The 16,864-nt window shown below is 72.2% G+C and carries 16 protein-coding genes; 7 read left to right on the top strand and 9 right to left on the bottom strand.

The annotated features are described in order from the left end of the window. Positions 1–148: 148 nt before the first annotated feature. The gene (locus AB0J08_RS09375) at positions 149–883 is read right to left on the bottom strand and encodes an alpha/beta hydrolase (RefSeq protein WP_360629481.1); all 735 of its coding nucleotides are present in this window, start codon (positions 881–883) and stop codon (positions 149–151) included. A 277-nt stretch (positions 884–1,160) separates the two neighbouring features. After that, a complete protein-coding gene (locus AB0J08_RS09370) occupies positions 1,161–1,967 on the bottom strand; it encodes a DeoR/GlpR family DNA-binding transcription regulator (protein WP_360629477.1) in 807 nt (268 codons plus the stop codon). A gap of 166 nt (positions 1,968–2,133) precedes the next feature. On the opposite strand from AB0J08_RS09370, the gene galT reads away from it, so the two are divergent. The 3 genes from galT (at position 2,134) to AB0J08_RS09355 (ending at position 4,963) form a co-directional block, all read left to right on the top strand. Next, positions 2,134–3,258 (top strand): galactose-1-phosphate uridylyltransferase, encoded by a 1,125-nt coding sequence (gene galT / locus AB0J08_RS09365; RefSeq protein ID WP_360629474.1) that lies wholly within the window; start codon positions 2,134–2,136, stop codon positions 3,256–3,258. Positions 3,259–3,330: 72 nt separating this feature from the next. After that, a complete protein-coding gene (gene galK / locus AB0J08_RS09360; protein WP_360629471.1) occupies positions 3,331–4,461 on the top strand; it encodes a galactokinase in 1,131 nt (376 codons plus the stop codon). Positions 4,462–4,564: 103 nt separating this feature from the next. Then, positions 4,565–4,963: a DUF4440 domain-containing protein gene (locus AB0J08_RS09355; RefSeq protein ID WP_360629468.1), complete on the top strand. Its 399-nt coding sequence runs from the start codon at positions 4,565–4,567 to the stop codon at positions 4,961–4,963. Between the two features lie 130 nt (positions 4,964–5,093). Here the strand turns inward: AB0J08_RS09355 and AB0J08_RS09350 are convergent, their stop codons facing one another. Continuing rightward, on the bottom strand, positions 5,094–6,014 hold the full coding sequence (locus AB0J08_RS09350; protein ID WP_360629465.1) for a LysR family transcriptional regulator: 921 nt from the start codon (positions 6,012–6,014) through the stop codon (positions 5,094–5,096). A gap of 144 nt (positions 6,015–6,158) precedes the next feature. Here AB0J08_RS09350 and AB0J08_RS09345 point away from each other — a divergent pair, with 144 nt between their 5' ends. After that, positions 6,159–6,758, top strand: coding sequence for a cupin domain-containing protein (locus tag AB0J08_RS09345; RefSeq protein WP_360629462.1), 600 nt, complete (start codon positions 6,159–6,161; stop codon positions 6,756–6,758). A gap of 68 nt (positions 6,759–6,826) precedes the next feature. Here the strand turns inward: AB0J08_RS09345 and AB0J08_RS09340 are convergent, their stop codons facing one another. The 6 genes from AB0J08_RS09340 to AB0J08_RS09315 form a co-directional block, all read right to left on the bottom strand. Then, positions 6,827–7,618: a hypothetical protein gene (locus AB0J08_RS09340; protein WP_360629459.1), complete on the bottom strand. Its 792-nt coding sequence runs from the start codon at positions 7,616–7,618 to the stop codon at positions 6,827–6,829. A gap of 67 nt (positions 7,619–7,685) precedes the next feature. Continuing rightward, the gene (locus AB0J08_RS09335) at positions 7,686–8,687 is read right to left on the bottom strand and encodes a hypothetical protein (protein WP_360629456.1); all 1,002 of its coding nucleotides are present in this window, start codon (positions 8,685–8,687) and stop codon (positions 7,686–7,688) included. Between the two features lie 6 nt (positions 8,688–8,693). Next, positions 8,694–9,881, bottom strand: coding sequence for a hypothetical protein (locus tag AB0J08_RS09330; RefSeq protein ID WP_360629453.1), 1,188 nt, complete (start codon positions 9,879–9,881; stop codon positions 8,694–8,696). Next, positions 9,878–10,867 (bottom strand): hypothetical protein, encoded by a 990-nt coding sequence (locus AB0J08_RS09325; RefSeq protein ID WP_360629450.1) that lies wholly within the window; start codon positions 10,865–10,867, stop codon positions 9,878–9,880. Before AB0J08_RS09325 ends, AB0J08_RS09330 begins: the two co-directional genes overlap by 4 nt. Positions 10,868–10,930: 63 nt before the next feature. Continuing rightward, positions 10,931–12,100, bottom strand: a complete 1,170-nt coding sequence (locus AB0J08_RS09320) for a hypothetical protein (RefSeq protein ID WP_360629447.1) — start codon at positions 12,098–12,100, stop codon at positions 10,931–10,933. 446 nt (positions 12,101–12,546) lie between these two features. After that, the gene (locus tag AB0J08_RS09315) at positions 12,547–13,371 is read right to left on the bottom strand and encodes a DUF4389 domain-containing protein (protein WP_360629444.1); all 825 of its coding nucleotides are present in this window, start codon (positions 13,369–13,371) and stop codon (positions 12,547–12,549) included. Positions 13,372–13,791: 420 nt separating this feature from the next. Between AB0J08_RS09315 and AB0J08_RS09310 the strand changes: the two genes are divergently transcribed. From AB0J08_RS09310 to AB0J08_RS09300, 3 genes are read left to right on the top strand one after another with little or no spacing between them, the layout of a single operon-like run. Next, positions 13,792–14,166 (top strand): hypothetical protein, encoded by a 375-nt coding sequence (locus tag AB0J08_RS09310; protein ID WP_360629441.1) that lies wholly within the window; start codon positions 13,792–13,794, stop codon positions 14,164–14,166. Next, positions 14,163–15,986 carry a GMC family oxidoreductase gene (locus AB0J08_RS09305; RefSeq protein ID WP_360629438.1) on the top strand — a complete coding sequence of 608 codons (1,824 nt, stop codon included), beginning with the start codon at positions 14,163–14,165 and terminating at the stop codon, positions 15,984–15,986. Before AB0J08_RS09310 ends, AB0J08_RS09305 begins: the two co-directional genes overlap by 4 nt. Next, positions 15,986–16,855: a hypothetical protein gene (locus AB0J08_RS09300; protein WP_360629434.1), complete on the top strand. Its 870-nt coding sequence runs from the start codon at positions 15,986–15,988 to the stop codon at positions 16,853–16,855. The genes AB0J08_RS09305 and AB0J08_RS09300 overlap by 1 nt, the downstream gene beginning before the upstream one ends. Positions 16,856–16,864: the final 9 nt, after the last annotated feature.

Below are 16,864 nucleotides of genomic sequence, written 5' to 3'. Positions count from 1 at the left end.
TGATGAACGCCTTCACCAGGGGGTTGAGGCGGGCCCAGTCGTCGCCGGCGCCCTGTGAGGAGGCCAGGGCGATCCGGCGGATGCCCTGTTCGGCCTCGATGAGCGGAGTCCTGGCTAGTACCGCCTACCGTCTACCGTCGGCCCGGCCTCACTTCAGGTGCCGGGCGAAGAACTGGGCCGCGGCGTCCCCCGCGAACTGTGGCACGCCGGTGTGCCCGCCCATATTGGCGTGCAGGGACTTCTCCCTGGAGCCGAAGGCGTCGAACAGGTCCAGGGCTGCCTGCCGGTCGTTCCCTTCGTCGTCCCACTGCAGCAGGACGTGCAGGGGAATGGTGACCTGGCGGGCCTCCTCGAACATGGCGCGAGGCACGAAGCTGCCGGCGAAGAGCCCGGCGGCCACGATGCGCGGCTCGACCGCCGCGAGGCGGACGCCGATGGAGATCACTCCCCCCGAGTACCCGACCGGGCCGCCGATCTCGGGCAACGACAGGAGGGCGTCGAGGGCGGCCTGCCATTCCGGGACCGCCTTGTCGACGAGTGGGAGGATGAGGGCGGCGATGATCTCGTCGCTGACCGGCTCGCCTGCTTCCACGGCCCGGCGCAGGTCGGCGCGGGCCTGATCGACGGCGGCCCAGCGGGGCCGGTCGCCGCTCCCGGGGAGTTCGATGGTGGCCGAGGCGAAGCCGTCCGCCGCGGCGTGCCGGGCCCGCGCCACCAGTCGGGGGTACATCCTGCGCAGTCCGAGCGGGGGGTGGCCGAGCAGGATCAGCGGCGCCGGTGCGGAGGCGGACGCGGGCGTCCACAGGATGCCGGGGATCTCGCCGAGGGTGAATTCGCGTTCGAGGATGCCGTCGTCGAGACGCTGTTCGGAAGTGAAGTGCACGGGTCGTGCCTTTCGGGAGTGCTCTGGAACGGCGCTCCCGGACGACCTATCGTCCGACCGTGGCCACGGAGGGGAGCACCCATGTCGATACTGCGTTCACGGGTACCACCTCCTTAGTTCTCTCGCACGGCCTCCGGAAACGTAGCAGTGGTCGCTGCGGTCCGACAAACGGATTTCCGCGCGGGCTCCGTAGCCGGATGCCACAGCCACCGCCCGCAGGTCCTTCGGTTCCCTCGTGCCCGCTCCGTGCCGGGGACGGCGCCCGCCGTACCGGCCTTCAGGCGGTCGGGACCACGACCAGCTCGCCGACCAGGGCGGCGGCCGCCGCACGGTCCTCCTCGGGGAGTCCCTCGTCGGTGATCAGGACGTCGACCTGGCCGAGCGGGGCGAAGGAGACCAGGCCGACGGAGTTCCACTTGGTGTGGTCGGCCACCACGACGACCCGCCGGGCGGAGTGGATGAACGTCCGGTTGGTCTCGGCCTCGGCGAGGTTGGGTGCCATCAGCCCGCCGTCGGCGGACAGGCCGTGGCAGCCGAGGATCAGCACGTTCACGTGCAGGGAGCGGATGGCCTGGTCCGCGACCGGGCCCACCATGGCGTCCGACGGGGTCCGTACGCCGCCCGTGCGGATGACCGTGGCGGAGGAGGGCGTGCCGTCCGCGCCGGGGTCCTCCATCAGGTCGGCGATGCGCAGCGCGTTGGTGACGACGGTCAGGGCGCTGATCGGGCGCAGGCAGCGGGCCACCTCGTAGGTGGTGGTGCCGGCGGCCAGGCCGACGGCCGAGCCTGGCTGGACGAGTTCGGCCGCGCTCCGGGCGATCGCCTCCTTGGCGGGAAGCTGCCAGGACGACTTGGCCTCGAAGCCGGGCTCGCGGATGACCGTGTCCTCGATCCGCACGGCGCCGCCGTGGACCTTGTGGAGCAGGTCCTTGCGGGCGAGCGCGTCCAGGTCCCGGCGGACCGTCATGTCCGACACGCCGAGCTCGCGGACGAGTTCGTTGACGCGTACTCCGCCGCGGGTGCGCACCAGGTCGAGGATCAGGGCGCGCCGCTCGCCGGCGAGGGGCTGGTGGGTGTCGGACATCGGGCTGGCCTCCTCCGGCGGGTGGTGACCCGGGTGAACGGTGATCGTCGCCATCATGACAGGTCGGGTCGGTTGCCCGCCCACACTATGCCGTTGACTTTCGTTGGATAATGTTTGATTGTGACTGCCATCCGGGGCAGGGACGCCGGCGAGCCGAGAGGGAACGATGGCCAGGACCGTGACCAAGCTGGCGGACGGCCGCGAGCTGATCTACTTCGACGCCGGTCCGGACGCACCGCCGCGCACCGCCGTCGATCGCCGCCCGCTGGACCGGGCCGCCCCGGCCTCCGAGGTGCGCCTCGACCCGGCCACCGGCGCCTGGGTCACCATCGCCGCCCACCGCCAGGCCCGTACCTACCACCCGCCGGCCGACGAGTGCCCGCTCTGCCCCTCGCGCGACGGGCGCCTCAGCGAGATCCCCGACGCCGACTACCAGGTGGTCGTGTTCGAGAACCGCTTCCCGTCGCTGGCCGCGTCTCCGGGCGCCGTGCATCCGGACGGCAGGGTCACGGACGGCGGGGCCGCGGGGGCGGATCCGCTGCGCGACGCCCGGCCGGGCGGCGGCCGCTGCGAGGTGGTCTGCTTCACCGCCGACCACGACGTCTCCTTCGCCGACCTGGACGAGGACCGCGTGCGGCTGGTGCTGGACGCCTGGACCGACCGCACGGCCGAGCTGTCGGCACTGCCCGAGGTCGAGCAGGTGTACTGCTTCGAGAACCGCGGCGCCGAGATCGGCGTCACCCTCGCCCACCCGCACGGCCAGATCTACGCCCTGCCCTTCACCGCCCCGCGCACCGCCCGGATGATCGAGCAGGCCGGGCGCCATCGCGAAGCCACCGGCCGCAACCTCTTCGAGGACCTGCTCGCCGCCGAACGCGCCGACGGCGAACGGGTGGTGGCCGCCGGCGAGCACTGGACGGCGTTCGTCCCGTTCGCCGCCCGCTGGCCGTACGAAGTCCACCTCTACCCCAACCGGCGCGTCGCGGACCTCACCGGGCTCACCGAGGACGAGCGCGCCGAGTTCCCCGTCCGCTACCTCGACCTGCTGCGCCGTTTCGACGCCCTCTTCGCCACCCCGCAGGCTCCCGGGCGGACGCCCTACATCTCCGCCTGGCACCAGGCCCCCGGCCGCGACGGTGACGAACTCGCCCTGCACCTGGAGCTGTTCACCATCCGGCGGGCCGCCGACAAGCTCAAGTACCTGGCCGGGGTCGAGTCGGGCATGGACGCCTTCGTCAACGACATCGCGCCGGAGACCGCCGCGCGGCGTCTGCGCGAGGCGCTCGCCTGATCCGCCGGCCCGCCTGCCCGCCCCGACCGACCCACCCCCACCCGCAGACCGCCCACCCGGAGAACGACGACGATGACGACCTTCCACGCGCTGTACGGCCACCAGCCCGAAGGGGAGTGGGCGGCCCCCGGCCGGGTCAACCTGATCGGCGAACACACCGACTACAACCTCGGGTTCGTGCTGCCGATCGCCCTGGCGCAGACCGTCCGCGTGCGGGCCCGCCGCCGTACCGACGGCCGGCTGCGCCTGCACAGCGCCCAGGGCGACGGTGCCGTCACCGAGCTGACCGCCGAGGACCTCGCCGCGGGCACCGTGACCGGCTGGGCCCGCTACCCGGCCGCCGTCGTCCGGGCGCTCGCCGAGGCGGGACAGCGGGTCGGAGGGGCGGACCTGAGCTTCGACAGCGACGTCCCCACCGGGGCCGGGCTCTCCTCCTCCGCGGCCCTGGAGTGCGCGGTCGCGGTGGCCTACGACGACCTGTACGACCTCGGCCTGGGCGAGCAGGAGCTGGCCCTGCTCGCCCAGCGGGCCGAGAACCGGTTCGTCGGCGTGCCCTGCGGGGTGATGGACCAGATGGCGTCGATGTGCTGCCGGGCCGGTGCGGCGCTGTACCTCGACACCCGCGACCTGTCCGCCCGTCAGGTGCCGCTCGACCTGGCCGGCGCCGGGCTGCGGCTGCTGGTGATCGACACCAAGGTGAAGCACGACCTCGCCGACGGCGCCTACGCGCAGCTGCGGGCCGGGTGCGAACGGGCCGCCGAACTGCTCGGGTTGCCCGCGCTGCGCGAGGTACCGCTCACCGGCCTGGACGAGGCCCTCACCCGGCTGCCCGCCGAGCTGCGGCCGCTGGTCCGGCACGTGGTGACGGAGAACGACCGCGTCCGGCAGGCGGTGGCCCTGCTCGACGCGGGTGACCCGGCCGGGCTGGGGCCGATCCTGACGGCGGGGCACGCCTCGCTGCGCGACGACTACCGGGTCTCCTGCGCGGAGACCGATCTCGCGGTCGCCGCGGCCGTCACCGCCGGGGCCTTCGGGGCCCGGATGACCGGCGGCGGCTTCGGCGGCTCGGTCATCGCCCTGGTCGCGGCCGAAACGGCCGAGGCGGTGGCCGGAAGCGTCACCGAGGCCTTCCGCTCGGCGGGCCACTCCCTCCCGGCCATCCACCACGCCGAGGCCGCGAGCGGGGCCCGGAGGGTGAGCTGAGCTCGGTCGGGCGCCGGGGGCGTCCGACCAGCGGGTTCGAGGCGACTCCGGCGGCTTCCACAACTCCGCCCCCACGGTGCTATTGCAGTGTTACCGTCTGATCATGTCCAAGGTCGAGATTGATGCGCTGACCGCCGAGTTCTTCGGCGCCTTCGACAACCGGGGCGGCAAGCCCGCGGACGTCGCCCGGCTGCGCCGGCTGCTGGTGCCGGGAGGAGTGATCGCCCACACCGGGACCGATCTCACCGTGTACACCGTGGAGGAGTTCATCGCCCCGCGCGAACAGTTGCTGAGCGACGGCCGGCTGGTCGACTTCTCCGAGTGGGAGACGTCCGAGCGCACCGAGGTCGTGGGCGACATCGCGTCGCGCGTCGGCGAGTACAGCAAGTCCGGGATCCTGAACGGCCGGCCGTACGAGGGCAGCGGCACCAAAGCCTTCCAGTTCGTCCGCACCTCCGAGGGCTGGCGGATCGTCGCCTTCTCCTGGTCCGACCGGGACTGAGCTTCCGGCACCGACCGACCGAACGAACGACAGCGAAGGTCCCCGACCGGAACTCCGGTCGGGGACCTCTGCCGTCACGGAGCAGCTTTCACAGGACCGCTTTCACAGGCCCGCTGTCGTGGGCCCACTGTCATGAGGCCCCTTCCCACGGGGCGGGCGCCACGGTGCGGACCGCCTGGAGGAGCCGGCGCAGGGCGGGCGGCGGCGGGCCGCTGCGGACGGCGAGGGAGGTGGTGACGGTGAGGTCGGCGAGTGGTCGGTAGACGATCCGGGGGACCGGCGGCAGCTCGGTCACCCGGTAGAAGACCGTCCACGACGGCGCGTCGTCGGCGATCTCGGTGAGCGTCTCACGCAGGGTGCTGAACGCGGGGCCAGGGACGGGTGCGGCGAGGCCGGCCGCGCTCCAGGCGGCGGTGACCAGGTCATGGAAGGGCGGGTTGTGAGCGCGGGGTGCCAGACGTAGCGGAAGGTCGCGCAGGTGGGCCAGGCTCAGCGGGGCGCCGTCGCCCGAGGCGGACCCGGTGGCGGCCAGCGGGTGGGCGGCGGGCAGGGCGGCGTACAGCGGGTCGCTCCAGAGCGGGAGCAGGTCCAGCCCGGGGACGCCGGCCGGACCGCGCACGAAGGCGGCGTCCAGCGCCCCCGAGTCGACCAGCGCGAGCCGCTGCGCCGGTGCGGCCCGGGTGAGCCGGACGCGCAGGCGCGGTGCGACGTCCGCCAGCGCGGCGAGGAGGCCGTAGAGCCGGTCGGCCGGCCCGTGGACGGCGCCCAGGCGGAGCACGCCGTCGGCCCCGGCGGCGATCTCGGCGGCCACCCGACGGGTGCGGTCGGCCGCCGCGAGGACGGCCCGGGCCTCCGGCAGCAGACGTTCACCGGCCGCCGTCAGCCGGACGTGCCGGGCCGAACGGTCGAAGATGAGCACCCCGAGCTCGCGTTCCAGCCGCTGAACCTGCTGGCTGACGGCGGACTGCACGATGCTCAGCCGCTCGGCGGCGCGGCCGAACCCGCCCTCCTCGGCCACCGCCACCACGTACGCCAGCTGCCGGAGCTCCATGCTCCCCCCTCACGAGCCGTTGAGCCGGCGGCGCCGACCCATCGCGATCACTGATCGGTGACATCGCCAACTGCTCCTGGTTCGGCCGCTATTCCCGGGCTCGAATGGATCCCGAACAGCTGGCCGACCGCGAAGGACACACCGATGCCGTCCCACCCGAACCCCCGCTCCACCTCCGACGCCACCCGTGAGCCGTTGCCCGGCGCGGGGGCGGCGCTGGTCGTCCGCGCGGCCGACGCCGAACTCGTCGCCCTTGCCGCGGGCAGCGCCTTCCACCTACTGGCCGACGGTGCCGCCGCCCCGTCCGGCGCCCCAGCGGCCGCCCCGTCCCGCGCCCCGTCCGGCGGCGCGTTCGGCGCCAACCGCCTCGTCCTGGCCGAGGGAGAGGACGGCGCCAGGCCGCACTTCCACGCGCGCTCCTCGGAGCTGTTCTACGTGCTCGGCGGCGCGGCGGAGTTCCTCCTGGGTGACCGGTCGCCCGCCGTCACGGCCGTCGCGGCGGGCGACCTGGTGGTCGTCCCGCCCGGGCTGTCCCACGCGTTCGGCGCGGCGCCCGGCCGCACTGCCGACCTGCTCGTGGTGATGACACCCGCGGTGGAGCGCTTCGACTACTTCCGCCACCTCGGCCGGATCGCCGCCGGACTGGACACCCTCGATCGGCTCCTCCCCGAACAGGAGCGCTACGACGTCCACTTCACGGACGCCGGGCCCTGGCAGCGTGCCCGCTCCGGCGCCACGCACTGACCTCGGCGCCCGCCCGGTCGCGGCGGACCCGCCCGGCCGGCGCCGGGCGGACGACGGCCCGGCGTCCGTCACATCACCACGCACGAAGGGCGGTCGGCCTCGTACAGTTTGCGACGGAAGGCCGCCGTCGCGTCACTGACCTGAACACTGAGCCCGAGGTCGAAGCTGTCGTCCGGGATCCTGGATCCCATCTCGAACTTGTTGTCGGCCGTCGAACCGCAGTACAGGCCGACGACGTGGCGGTCGTCGACCGCGACGAGTGCCGCGCCGGAGTCCCCGTTCTCACCCGGACCGCCTTCGGGCCTGATCTTCAGCAGTCCGCTCACGCCGATGACGTTCGGGTGGCGGCTCATGAACGCCCAACGATCCAGATCCACGATCTCCCCCCGTTGGATCCTCGCCGTGGACTTGCCGATCCACTGCACCAGCTCTCCCTTCTTCGGGGCGCGGGTCTCCAGCGCTGGCAGGGCGATCTCCTGGCCCTCCACGACAGGGGGACCGGAGTACAGCCCGCCGGCGATCTCCGTCGACGTCTCACCGTCGCCGGCGAGAAAGTAGGCGAAGTCGAACAGGGCGTCCGAGCGGTACTTGCCGTCGTCGAAGTAGGCGTCCGGGTCGGGGTACTCCTTCCCCGCGCAGACCGCCTCGACGACCCCGATCCTGCGGCTGCCGGGGGCCGACTGTCTGGGCTGCCAGACGGGGCTTCCCGGCCTGACGAGGACGTGCGCGTTCGACATCCCGATCCGGTGCCGCTCCGGGCCCCACAGAATCGTGGCGCCCAGGGTTCCGGCCAGCGGAATCGTCGCGCACTGGATCTCGTATCCGCCCGGGGTCGGCTTGCAGGGCGCGTCCAGTGGCATTCGAGGCTCCCGTCTCGTCTTGTCCGTGGTGGGGAGTGGGTTCGTCCGGTCGGTACCGGAGCGCTCGCTACGCTCGGTACCGGTCGGTGCGTCCGTCGGTGGCTCCGTCGGTGGCTCCGTCGTTGGTCACGTCGGTGAGGGACGGGGCCGGTGGAACGCGAGCCAGCACCTCCGGGGCGATGCTCGGCACCTCGTGCGGCGGGTCCAGCTTGTCGACGTGGGAGCCCCAGACGACGGGCGGTTGCCTCCCGCTGATGACCGAGGACTTGGCCCGGCCCGCGGAGCCGAACACGGTGAGGACATCCGTCAGCTGCCAGAAGATGACCATGAGGGGGGCCGCCCCCTGGGGGTTGGTGTACTCGTTGGTGACGACGGAGGTCGTCTGGGTCGAGGTGGTGACCTGTTGGGTGGTGGTTGAGGAGCGACTGAGTGCGGCCGAGACGGACGCACTGAACGGTCCCCAGCCGGCGCTGACGTCCGCACCCACGGAGATGTTCGTGGTCGCCGTGTCGGTGGAGCTCTCCTCGATTCCCGAGGTGATGGTGTAGCTGACGGTTCTGGTCTCGCCGCCGGCCAGGCTGTACGACTCCGGCAGGCGCTTCCAGTACTGCTCGCGGGTCACCGAGTTCCGGTTCTGGAGCTTCCCGGTGCCGACCAGGATCCGCGGCCCGTTCGGCGGAATGACCATGTCCCGGTTGGGTGTGGGGATTTCGCCGATGTCGTTCGGGTCCAGCAGGTCCGCACCGGTGATGAAGTGCACGTCAGCTGGCGAGGACGCCTTGAAGACGGCGGCGAAGGCCCCGGAGTACGACGCCTTGGCGAGGAAGTACTGCTCGGTCCCGGTCTGCATCGCCCACCCCTGTCCCGGGGCGAGCTTGATGCCCGGATATCCCGGCGCGAACCTTCCGGCTCTGTCGAGGCCGTACAGGGAGCAGTCGTAGCCGACCCAGTAGAGGTCCAGATGGACGGGCGTGTCGTTCTGGAGGATCAGAAAGCCCTCCGGCCGGCCCGACGGAGAGGAGTGGAGGGTGCCGTTGATGGCCTTCCGGTAGGTCTCGTTCATCTCCATGGATCCTCACTCCTCGCTGAGGTAGTAGACGCGCGGGCCGGTGGAGCAGATCGCCGCGAGCGGGCTGGAGTGCGCGACCGCCGGGAGGCCGGCCTCGGTGCTCAGGTCCGCGGACCACCACTCCCGGCCGTTCCGGTACAGGTGGATGAGTCGCTGCCTCGGGTCGACGTAGAAGAGGTGGCTCGACTCCGCGCTTTCCGAGAGCGTGACGGCCAGCGCGCTCGTCGCTGCGGCGACGGGGGCGGCCGCGCCGCGGTCGGCGCTCTCGGTCGGGCAGCTCGGCTCCCACCCGGAACCGCGCCAGACCATGTCGATCAGCCCGCCCCCGCCGTCCCGGTAGTACACGTGGGGTCGGCCGTCGCCGCCGAGGGCCGCGGCCATCGGGCCGGCGGCGGCCGCCGTGGGCGCTCCGGCCCAGGCGGAGAGGTCGGTGACCTCCCAGCGGGCGCTGCCCTCCGGATTCCGCTTGTCGGGCGGCCGGATCGAGTACGCCAGCTCGACGAGCCGGCTCTCGGTGTCCAGGTAGTAGACGCGCCGGAGGTCGGCGCCATCGTGCACGGCGGTCAACGGGCTGACCACGGCAGGCAGCGGTGCAAGGAGCTCCGCGGTGAGATCGGTGATCGACCAGAGTTCGCCGGCGGTGTTCACCCAGGACGCCTCGATCAGGTGGCCCCGGGCGTCCAGGTAGTAGATCTGCCGGTCCCGCCCGGTACTGGTGGCCGCGAGCTGCCCGACGGCGGAGGCCGGGGGTCCCTGGGCGCACGGCAGGTACTCCCAGGCACCGGCCGCCGACTCCGCCAGTGCGACCGGACGGTGCTCCCGGTCCAGGTAGTAGACCTGGAGGCCCCGACCGGCCGTCGTGGCCAGGGTGCTGACGCCGGCGGCGACGGGTGCGTCGATGGCAGCGGTGAAGACACGACTCTCCGCCCGGTCCGTGAAAGCCGCCGCCGCGGGCGTCAGAGCGGTGACGCTGCCGGTCAGGTCCTGGTAGTAGACCTGCCGGCCGTCACCGTCGCCCGCCACGGCGGCCAGGCCGCTCCGGGCGGAGGGCAGTGGAGCGACCTGCCGCCAGGGCGTCCGGTCCGGGCTCGAAGGGCCTTCCTGGGTAGCGAAGTTGAGATCGGTGTAGGTCCATCGGCCGTTGTTCTCGGCGACTTCGACGATGCTGGGGTTGGTCTCGCCGGCGATCCTCATGGCCTTGTCCTGTCGAGGTTCTGCCGATCCGGGTCGACGGCCGGATGGAGTTCCAGGAGCCTGGGGTGCACGGCCTGCCAGTCGTCGGCCCTGTCCTGCGCGGCCGGGCTGCTCGATGGCGACTTCAGCTCGTCGACACCGCGAGGGCCCCAGACGACGGTCGGTGTGGCGGCGGAGACGACGGAGGACAGCGAACGGCCCTTCGGACTGAAGACCGTGACGACGTCCGTCAACTGCCAGTTGAGGAACATCACGGGGGAATCCCCGTCGTTGACGTACGTCGTGGAGACGACCGACGTCTGCTGCGTCGACACGGTCACCTGCTGGGTCGAGGTCGACGACTTGCTCAGCGAAGCCGAGACCGACGCGCTGAACGGTCCCCATCCGGCCCGCGCGCTGGTGCTCACCGAATCGGCCGCGGTCTTCGTGTTCGAGGAACTCTGCTGCATGCCCGTGCTGATCGTGAAGTTGACCGCCCGTGTCTCGTGGGGGGCGAGACTGTAGGAGTCCGGCAGGCGCTGCCAGAACTGTTCGCGGGTGACGGTGTTCCTGTTCGGCAGCACACCGGCGCCCACGAGAATTCCCGGACCGTCCGGCGGGATGATCACACGGCTGTTCGGCTCGGGCACGCCTCCGATGTTGTTGGGGTCCAACAGGTGCAGACCCGAGAGGACGGCCACCTCCGGCCCGTCCCAGGTGTCGATGACGGACACGAAGGCCCCCGAATACGTGACTTTGGCAATCCAGTAGGTGCCGACCTCGCAGGCGATCAGGAAGGACCCGCCGCCGGGGTCGACGGTGACGCCGGGATACCCGGGCCGCCATTCCTTCCCGGCCCTGTTGTAGCCGACGTGATCGCCTTCGTCATTGATCCAGAAGAGATCCAGATGAACCGGTGTGTCGTTGACGATCTCCAGTATGCAGTCGTACCCGGCATCGCCCGAGACCAGAGTGCCGTTGATGGCGCGTTGGTAGGTGTCGGTCATTCTCATCGGTCGCTCCAACTGGTGCGGGGCCGAAGCCTGGGACGGTCCGGCCGCCCCGGTCGGTCATACCGGCGGCTCGTCGGTCAGGTAGTAGACATGAGCTCCGTCATCGGTGACGACGGCGGCCAGCGGGCTCTGCCTCGCGGGACGGGGGAGGTCCAGCTCACCGCTCAGGTCGACCCAGTCCCAGCTGTTCCCGGTCCGGATCAGGGTGAGCAGGTGGCCGAAGGCATCGACGAACGGGACGTATTCCAAGGCACTGTACGGATCGCTCGCGCCCGCGACCGAGGTGTTGCGCGCGGCGGGGGGCACGTGCTCCAGCACCTTCGGCGCCCACCCGTTCCCCTCCCGGCCCATCGTGCTGAGACCGTGGAACTCGTCCAGGTAGAAGACCCGGGACAGGGTGTTCTCAGGGCGGGTGTTCTCGACGGCGAAGGCGGCCATCGGAGTCGGCGTCGCCGTCCGGGGGGCGCCACTCGTGACGGTCAGGTCGAACGCGTCCCCCCGCATGTCACCTCGGCCGTCGAGCGCGATTTCGATGAGGTGTCCCGTCAGGCTCGGATAGTAGACGCGCCGGGCGCCGGAGCCGAGTTCCTCGGTGGCGAGCGAACTGAGTGAATAGGGAGCGGTATTGGGCTCGTCGGCGCCTCTGGTCCGGGAGGTGAGGTCGCGGAAGGTCTGGTTCAGCTCGGTGTCCCAGCGGACTTCGATGACGTGCCGGCCGCTCAGGTAGTAGGCGTACTGGTCCGCGTCGGTCGACAGTGCGGAAATCGGGGTGGCGGACGAGCCGGCGGGTGCGTCCTGGGCGATTCGGAACGACCACCGCCCCGAATCGTCGCCGTCCCACTGCAGTCGGACGATGCGACCGTGGGCGTCGAGGTAGTGGACGGCAGGGTGACCGGCCGAGGTCGCGGCGAGGCGGCCGCTCCCGGCGGCCGGTGCGCCGAAGTCGGTGGTGAGCCTTCGGACATCGAGCCATCTGCCGTCATGGACCAACTCGACGACGCTGCCGAAGGTGTCGACGTAGTAGAGGCGTTGACCGTCCGGGCCGGACCCGAGGGCGGCGAGGCCACTGTCGGCGGCGGCATACGGGACAGGACGTTCGAGGCCGGGCGTCTCGCCGAGCACCCGGTTCAGGTCGGCGTACGCCCAGACTCCCTCACGGTCCCGCGTGACCTCGATGACGCTCAATCTCTTCGTCCGGGTGGGGGATGCCCTTGTACCGGTGGTCATGATCCCATCCAATGCTCTCGGCCGGTCGGCACGGCGGCAGATGTGACGGGTACCCTGCGCGGGTGGGCGGACCGAGCGGACACCGCTCGGCGGCAAGCGCTTCGTGCGGACGGAGCCGGAACCGGGCTCCACGGCGGCACGACGTTCCTTTTCAAGGTTGCGACGATCGCGCCGAGTTCGCACCCGCTGGCTGTGTGTGGCGCCTCGGCGGCGGATCCCGGTGCGGCCCTCCGCCTGCCCGGCCGGGCAGGCCGCACGGCGGTGAGGAAGCCGCCGCCCTGAGGGGCGGGGAGCCGCAGGCTCCGACGGCTCGGAAGCCACCCCGTGCATGTCGCCGACCCCGTGCACGGCACCGGCCCCTTCCACGGCACCGACCCCGGGACCGGAAGGTCTCGGGGTCGGTGGGCGCCCGGTCGGCCCGGGCCGCGGGCCCGGCGGACCGGAGGTCAGCGGGCGGCGTCGAGCGGGCCCGCCGGCAGCAGGGGCCCCGGCAGCAGGGGGCCGGTGACGTGCTCGGTGTAGCCGTCATCGTCCGTGAAGGTCGTCGTGATCGAGCTGGCGCCCGAGGAGAGCACTCCGATCACGAGGAAGGCGACCAGCAGCCCGCGTCCGCCGCCGCTCAGTACCAGCGGGTGGGTCCCCGAGACCGGCCCGCCCGTCACCGGCGCCGGCTCGTCGCCGAACAGCCGCTTCGGGTAGGCGGAGGTGAGCATCAGCAGGTACGCCGTGTACCGCATCCGGTAGCGCAGGATCGCCGCCGTGGCCTCGAACAGCGGCTGCGGCATCCGGCCCAGAATCAGGACCACCAGCCAGCTGATGAAGGAGACCGCCCACCAGCCGGCGTACAGCACGGCCTGGATGATCATCGCGGGGATGACGAGCACGATCCGGAAGAAGACCGCGAGCCGGTTGAGCTCACCGGGCCGCAGCTCGACCTGTACGGGGTAGCCGGGCGTCCGGAACGCGAACGGCGGGTACCGGTCGTGGGTCAGCATCAGATAGGCGTTCACCCGGGTCTCGTACGGCACGTAGCCGGACAGGTAGTCGGCGGCGAAGCCCGGCAGCCGGCCGAGGAACAGCGCACCGAACCAACCGATCACGGTGACGAAGAACGCCACCACCGACAACGCCCAGAGCACGATGAACTGGGGGATCAGCAGCAGGATCCGCACCAGCACGGTGAGCCGGTTCTGCGGCCCCGGCGGGGGCATGTCCAGTACCGGCAGCCACTCACCGTCCAACGGAGTGGGCGCGGGGGGAGCCTGCCACATCCGGGCCTCCAGGTCTCGACACCAGGCACACGGTGGTGCACCGTCCTGTGCTCCGAAGATCGCAGCCGCCCGCCGCCCGCGCGCGCTGCACTACGCCGCCCGGGCGATCGCGGTGCGGGCGGTGAGGTACGTGCAGTGAGGTACGTGCGGGGCGGTCCGGTGCGGGGGGTCTCGGCGGTGGGTGCGCCGTGGCACCGGACCACGTCGACGAGTCGCACCCGCGGTTGCTGACGCGGACACTTCCAGCGGATCGGATGGTCATATTCACGCTCCAGGTGGCCTGGAATCGATCAGAAGAGATCACTTCCAGGCATCCGGTGCTCCCTCGCGGCACCGGGAGGGAGGATCGCAGCTGCGGTCGTCCGTGCCGCCGTTGTGACATGCCTCGGCCATGCAGTGCTCACGTGTGGGGGTGCCCGGTTGCCAACCATCGACGACCACGACGAACGCGACGACCATGACGGGCGCGACGGGCGCGACGACCACGACGACCTCGCCGACTTCGACGCGTTCCTCCGGGTCTCCGCCGGGCTCACGGGGTTCGACGAGGCGGAGCTGCGTGCCACCGGCATGGCCCACGAACACCACCGCACCCTGCTCGCCCGCCGGGTCCGTGACGAGCACGCCATCATCCAGCTCTGGTACGTCGGAGCGTGGCCGGGCGAACCGCCCTCCTCGCCCCGCGCCTACGACCGGGGGCTGATGTGGCGCACTTTCCAGGGCACCGCGCCAGGTGCCGCCGCGCCCGGGCACGGCAGCTGGGCCGAGGCGCCGCCGCACGGCGGTGGCCGGTGAGCGCGCGCTGGGACGCCATCGTGGTGGGCGCAGGTTTCGCCGGTTCCCTGGTCGCCGAGCGCCTCGGTGCGCAGGGCTGGCGCGTCCTCGTCCTGGAGGCCGGCCACCCGGCCCGCAGTGCCGTTGCCACCACGACGGCGTACCGCGCCGCCGGCGGCGGGACTCCCACCTCCCCGTACCCGCTCAGCGAGGATGCGCCGTCCCCCGACGTGGGCGACCTCACCGGGCGACCGGACGGCGGCTTCGACGCGACCGGCCACCTGGTGCAGCACGGACCCCTGCCCTACGCCAGCGGCTACCTGCGGGTCAACGGGGGCACCGGACTGCTGTGGACCGGACTCGCCCCGCGCATGCACCCCGAGGACTTCCGCACCGGCGACCTCGGCCACGGCCGCAACTGGCCGATCGGCTACCACGATCTCGAACCGTACTACCGCCACGCCGAGCGGGAACTCGGCGTGGCGGCCGACGCCGACCAGCAGCGCGAGGCCGTCGGCCTGCCCATTCCGGAGGGTTACGTCTTCCCGAGCCGCGCCATCGCCGCCAGCTACCTCGACCGGCAGGTCGCCCGTGCCCTCGACGGCCGCACCGTCCGCGACCCCGCCGTGGCGGAGGTCGCACGCCTCGCCGTCACCACCACGCCGCACGCCCGCAACGGGCTGCCCGGTGGACCGGCAGCGGATTCGCCGCACGGCCCGGGCGCGACCGCTGCGGGCGGTGCGCCCTGCGCCGGTAGCGCCAGCTGTGTCCCGATCTGCCCGACCGGTGCCAAGTACACGCCGCTGCGTACCCAGGCCCGCTGGTCCGAGACCGTCGAACTGCGCACGGACGCCGTGGTCGGCCGGGTGATCGCCGACGGCACGGGCCGGATCACCGGCGTCGACTACCTGTCCGGCGGCGCCACCCACCGGGTCGAGGCCGACCTCGTCGTCCTCGCCGCCCACGCCATCGAGAACGCCCGGCTGCTGCTCCTCTCCGGCCTGGCCAACCGCAGCGACCAGGTCGGCCGGAACCTGATGGACCATCCGGCGCTGCTCACCTGGGGCCTGATGCCGGACCAGGTCGGCCCCTACCGGGGCCCGGGGTCGACCAGTGGAGTGGAGGCGTTCCGCTTCGGTGCGGGCCGCACCCGCCGCGCGCCCTTCCGGATCGAGATCGGCAACTGGGGCTGGTCCTGGGCCGCCGGGCCGCCGCAGGTCGAGGTCACGGAGCTGCTCGCCGCCGGGGTGCGCGGGAAGGAGCTGCGCGACCGGCTGGGCGACCGGCTCGGCCGGCAGTTCGCGTTCCAGTTCGAGCTGGAACAGCCCGCCGACCCGGCCAACCGCGTCACCCTCGACCCGGACCGGCGGGACCGGCTCGGCCTGCCCCGCCCCGCCCTGCACTACGACCTCTCCGCCTACGTGCGGCGGGGCATGGCCTCGGCCCGAGCCGTCTCCGACCAGCTCTTCGCACTGCTCGGTGCCGAGGACCACACCCGCTACGAGGCCGGGCCGCGCTGGCCGGGCCGGCTGGAACACGAGGGCCGCCCGTACGCCTACCGTGGTGCGGGCCACGCCGGCGGCACGCACATCATGGGCGACTCGCCGGCCGACTCCGTCGTCGACCAGTGGCAGCGCTGCTGGGACCACCCCAATCTCTACGCCGTCGGCTGCGGCTCGATGCCCTCGCTCGGCACCTCCAACCCCTCGCTCACCATGGCCGCGCTCGCGTTGCGCAGCGCCGACCGGATCCACCGCGACCTGCTGGCGCTGCACCGAGCGGTGACGCTCGGCGCACCAGCGGGCCCGCCCGTGCCCGCCCACCGACCGACGGAGTCCTGATGACCGCCCTTCCGCTCCCGCCCGTCCCGGAGCCGTACCACCTGCCGTTCCACTACGGCGCGCTGCACAACATCGGCGTGGACTACCTCGTCTCCCCGGGTCCGTGCCGCGACCTGCTCGCCAAGCGCCACCCGGGCCTGGCCGTCGCCCTGTTCGACGGCATGGCCTGCGTCTCGCTGAACTACCAGCTCTACTTCGCGCAGTACCCGGGCGGTGGGGGGATCACCCAGGAGGTGGAGATCAACGTCATCGCCCACCCGCAGTTCGCCGAGGACCGCCTGCCCGAGCTCAACTACGGCCAGTACGCCCGGGGGTACGACCAGACCAAGCTGCTCGGGATTGCCCGGATGCACGTCCTGTGCGACAACCCGCTCGCCATCGACGCGGGCCGCAGGCTCTACGCCGAGCCCAAGCGGGCCGGCTGGTTCGACGCCGTGATGCCCTCGCTCAACGCCCCGTCCGTGCGCGAGCGCTGGTCGGTCTCCTGCCGTCGGGCCTCGCTCGGTCCGGAGGGCCTGAGCCGCCACGACGGGGAACTGTTCGCCGTCGAGGCCGACCTGGTGGGCCTCACACCCGAGGGCGTCGACAACACGCCGATCACCGGCTACGGCACCGACGAGGAGGGCCGACTGCTGGCCGGGCCGCTCAACGTCCACCAGCAGTACCGGTTCTACGCACTGGACGACCGTAGCGCGGCGCGGGTCCGGCTCTCCCTCGGCGAGCGCTCCGAGGTCGCCGCTGAGGACGGGGAGGCCGAGGAGGTGGTCGGCGATCTCGACCGGCTCGTTGGTAACGCGCCCGCCGCCGGAGTGTGGACCTACCAGTCCCCGCCGGTCGCCGCGCACCACCGGCCGTACTACGTTCGCTGACCGCGCTCG

Origin of the sequence: Kitasatospora sp. NPDC050463 (assembly GCF_040655255.1) — a bacterium.
GTDB lineage: Bacteria > Actinomycetota > Actinomycetes > Streptomycetales > Streptomycetaceae > Kitasatospora.
This window is presented reverse-complemented; position numbering and strand designations above follow the sequence as displayed.

What these genes read in the sequence shown, in the direction of transcription:
- AB0J08_RS09335 (WP_360629456.1), bottom strand. Translation starts at nt 8,687, where the DNA reads ATGGAGATGAACGAGACCTACCGGAAGGCCATCAACGGCACCCTCCAC.
- AB0J08_RS09330 (WP_360629453.1), bottom strand. Translation starts at nt 9,881, where the DNA reads ATGAGGATCGCCGGCGAGACCAACCCCAGCATCGTCGAAGTCGCCGAG.
- galK (WP_360629471.1), top strand. Translation starts at nt 3,331, where the DNA reads ATGACGACCTTCCACGCGCTGTACGGCCACCAGCCCGAAGGGGAGTGG.
- AB0J08_RS09350 (WP_360629465.1), bottom strand. Translation starts at nt 6,014, where the DNA reads ATGGAGCTCCGGCAGCTGGCGTACGTGGTGGCGGTGGCCGAGGAGGGC.
- AB0J08_RS09370 (WP_360629477.1), bottom strand. Translation starts at nt 1,967, where the DNA reads ATGTCCGACACCCACCAGCCCCTCGCCGGCGAGCGGCGCGCCCTGATC.
- AB0J08_RS09355 (WP_360629468.1), top strand. Translation starts at nt 4,565, where the DNA reads ATGTCCAAGGTCGAGATTGATGCGCTGACCGCCGAGTTCTTCGGCGCC.
- AB0J08_RS09320 (WP_360629447.1), bottom strand. Translation starts at nt 12,100, where the DNA reads ATGACCACCGGTACAAGGGCATCCCCCACCCGGACGAAGAGATTGAGC.
- AB0J08_RS09340 (WP_360629459.1), bottom strand. Translation starts at nt 7,618, where the DNA reads ATGCCACTGGACGCGCCCTGCAAGCCGACCCCGGGCGGATACGAGATC.
- galT (WP_360629474.1), top strand. Translation starts at nt 2,134, where the DNA reads ATGGCCAGGACCGTGACCAAGCTGGCGGACGGCCGCGAGCTGATCTAC.
- AB0J08_RS09345 (WP_360629462.1), top strand. Translation starts at nt 6,159, where the DNA reads ATGCCGTCCCACCCGAACCCCCGCTCCACCTCCGACGCCACCCGTGAG.
- AB0J08_RS09325 (WP_360629450.1), bottom strand. Translation starts at nt 10,867, where the DNA reads ATGACCGACACCTACCAACGCGCCATCAACGGCACTCTGGTCTCGGGC.
- AB0J08_RS09315 (WP_360629444.1), bottom strand. Translation starts at nt 13,371, where the DNA reads ATGTGGCAGGCTCCCCCCGCGCCCACTCCGTTGGACGGTGAGTGGCTG.
- AB0J08_RS09300 (WP_360629434.1), top strand. Translation starts at nt 15,986, where the DNA reads ATGACCGCCCTTCCGCTCCCGCCCGTCCCGGAGCCGTACCACCTGCCG.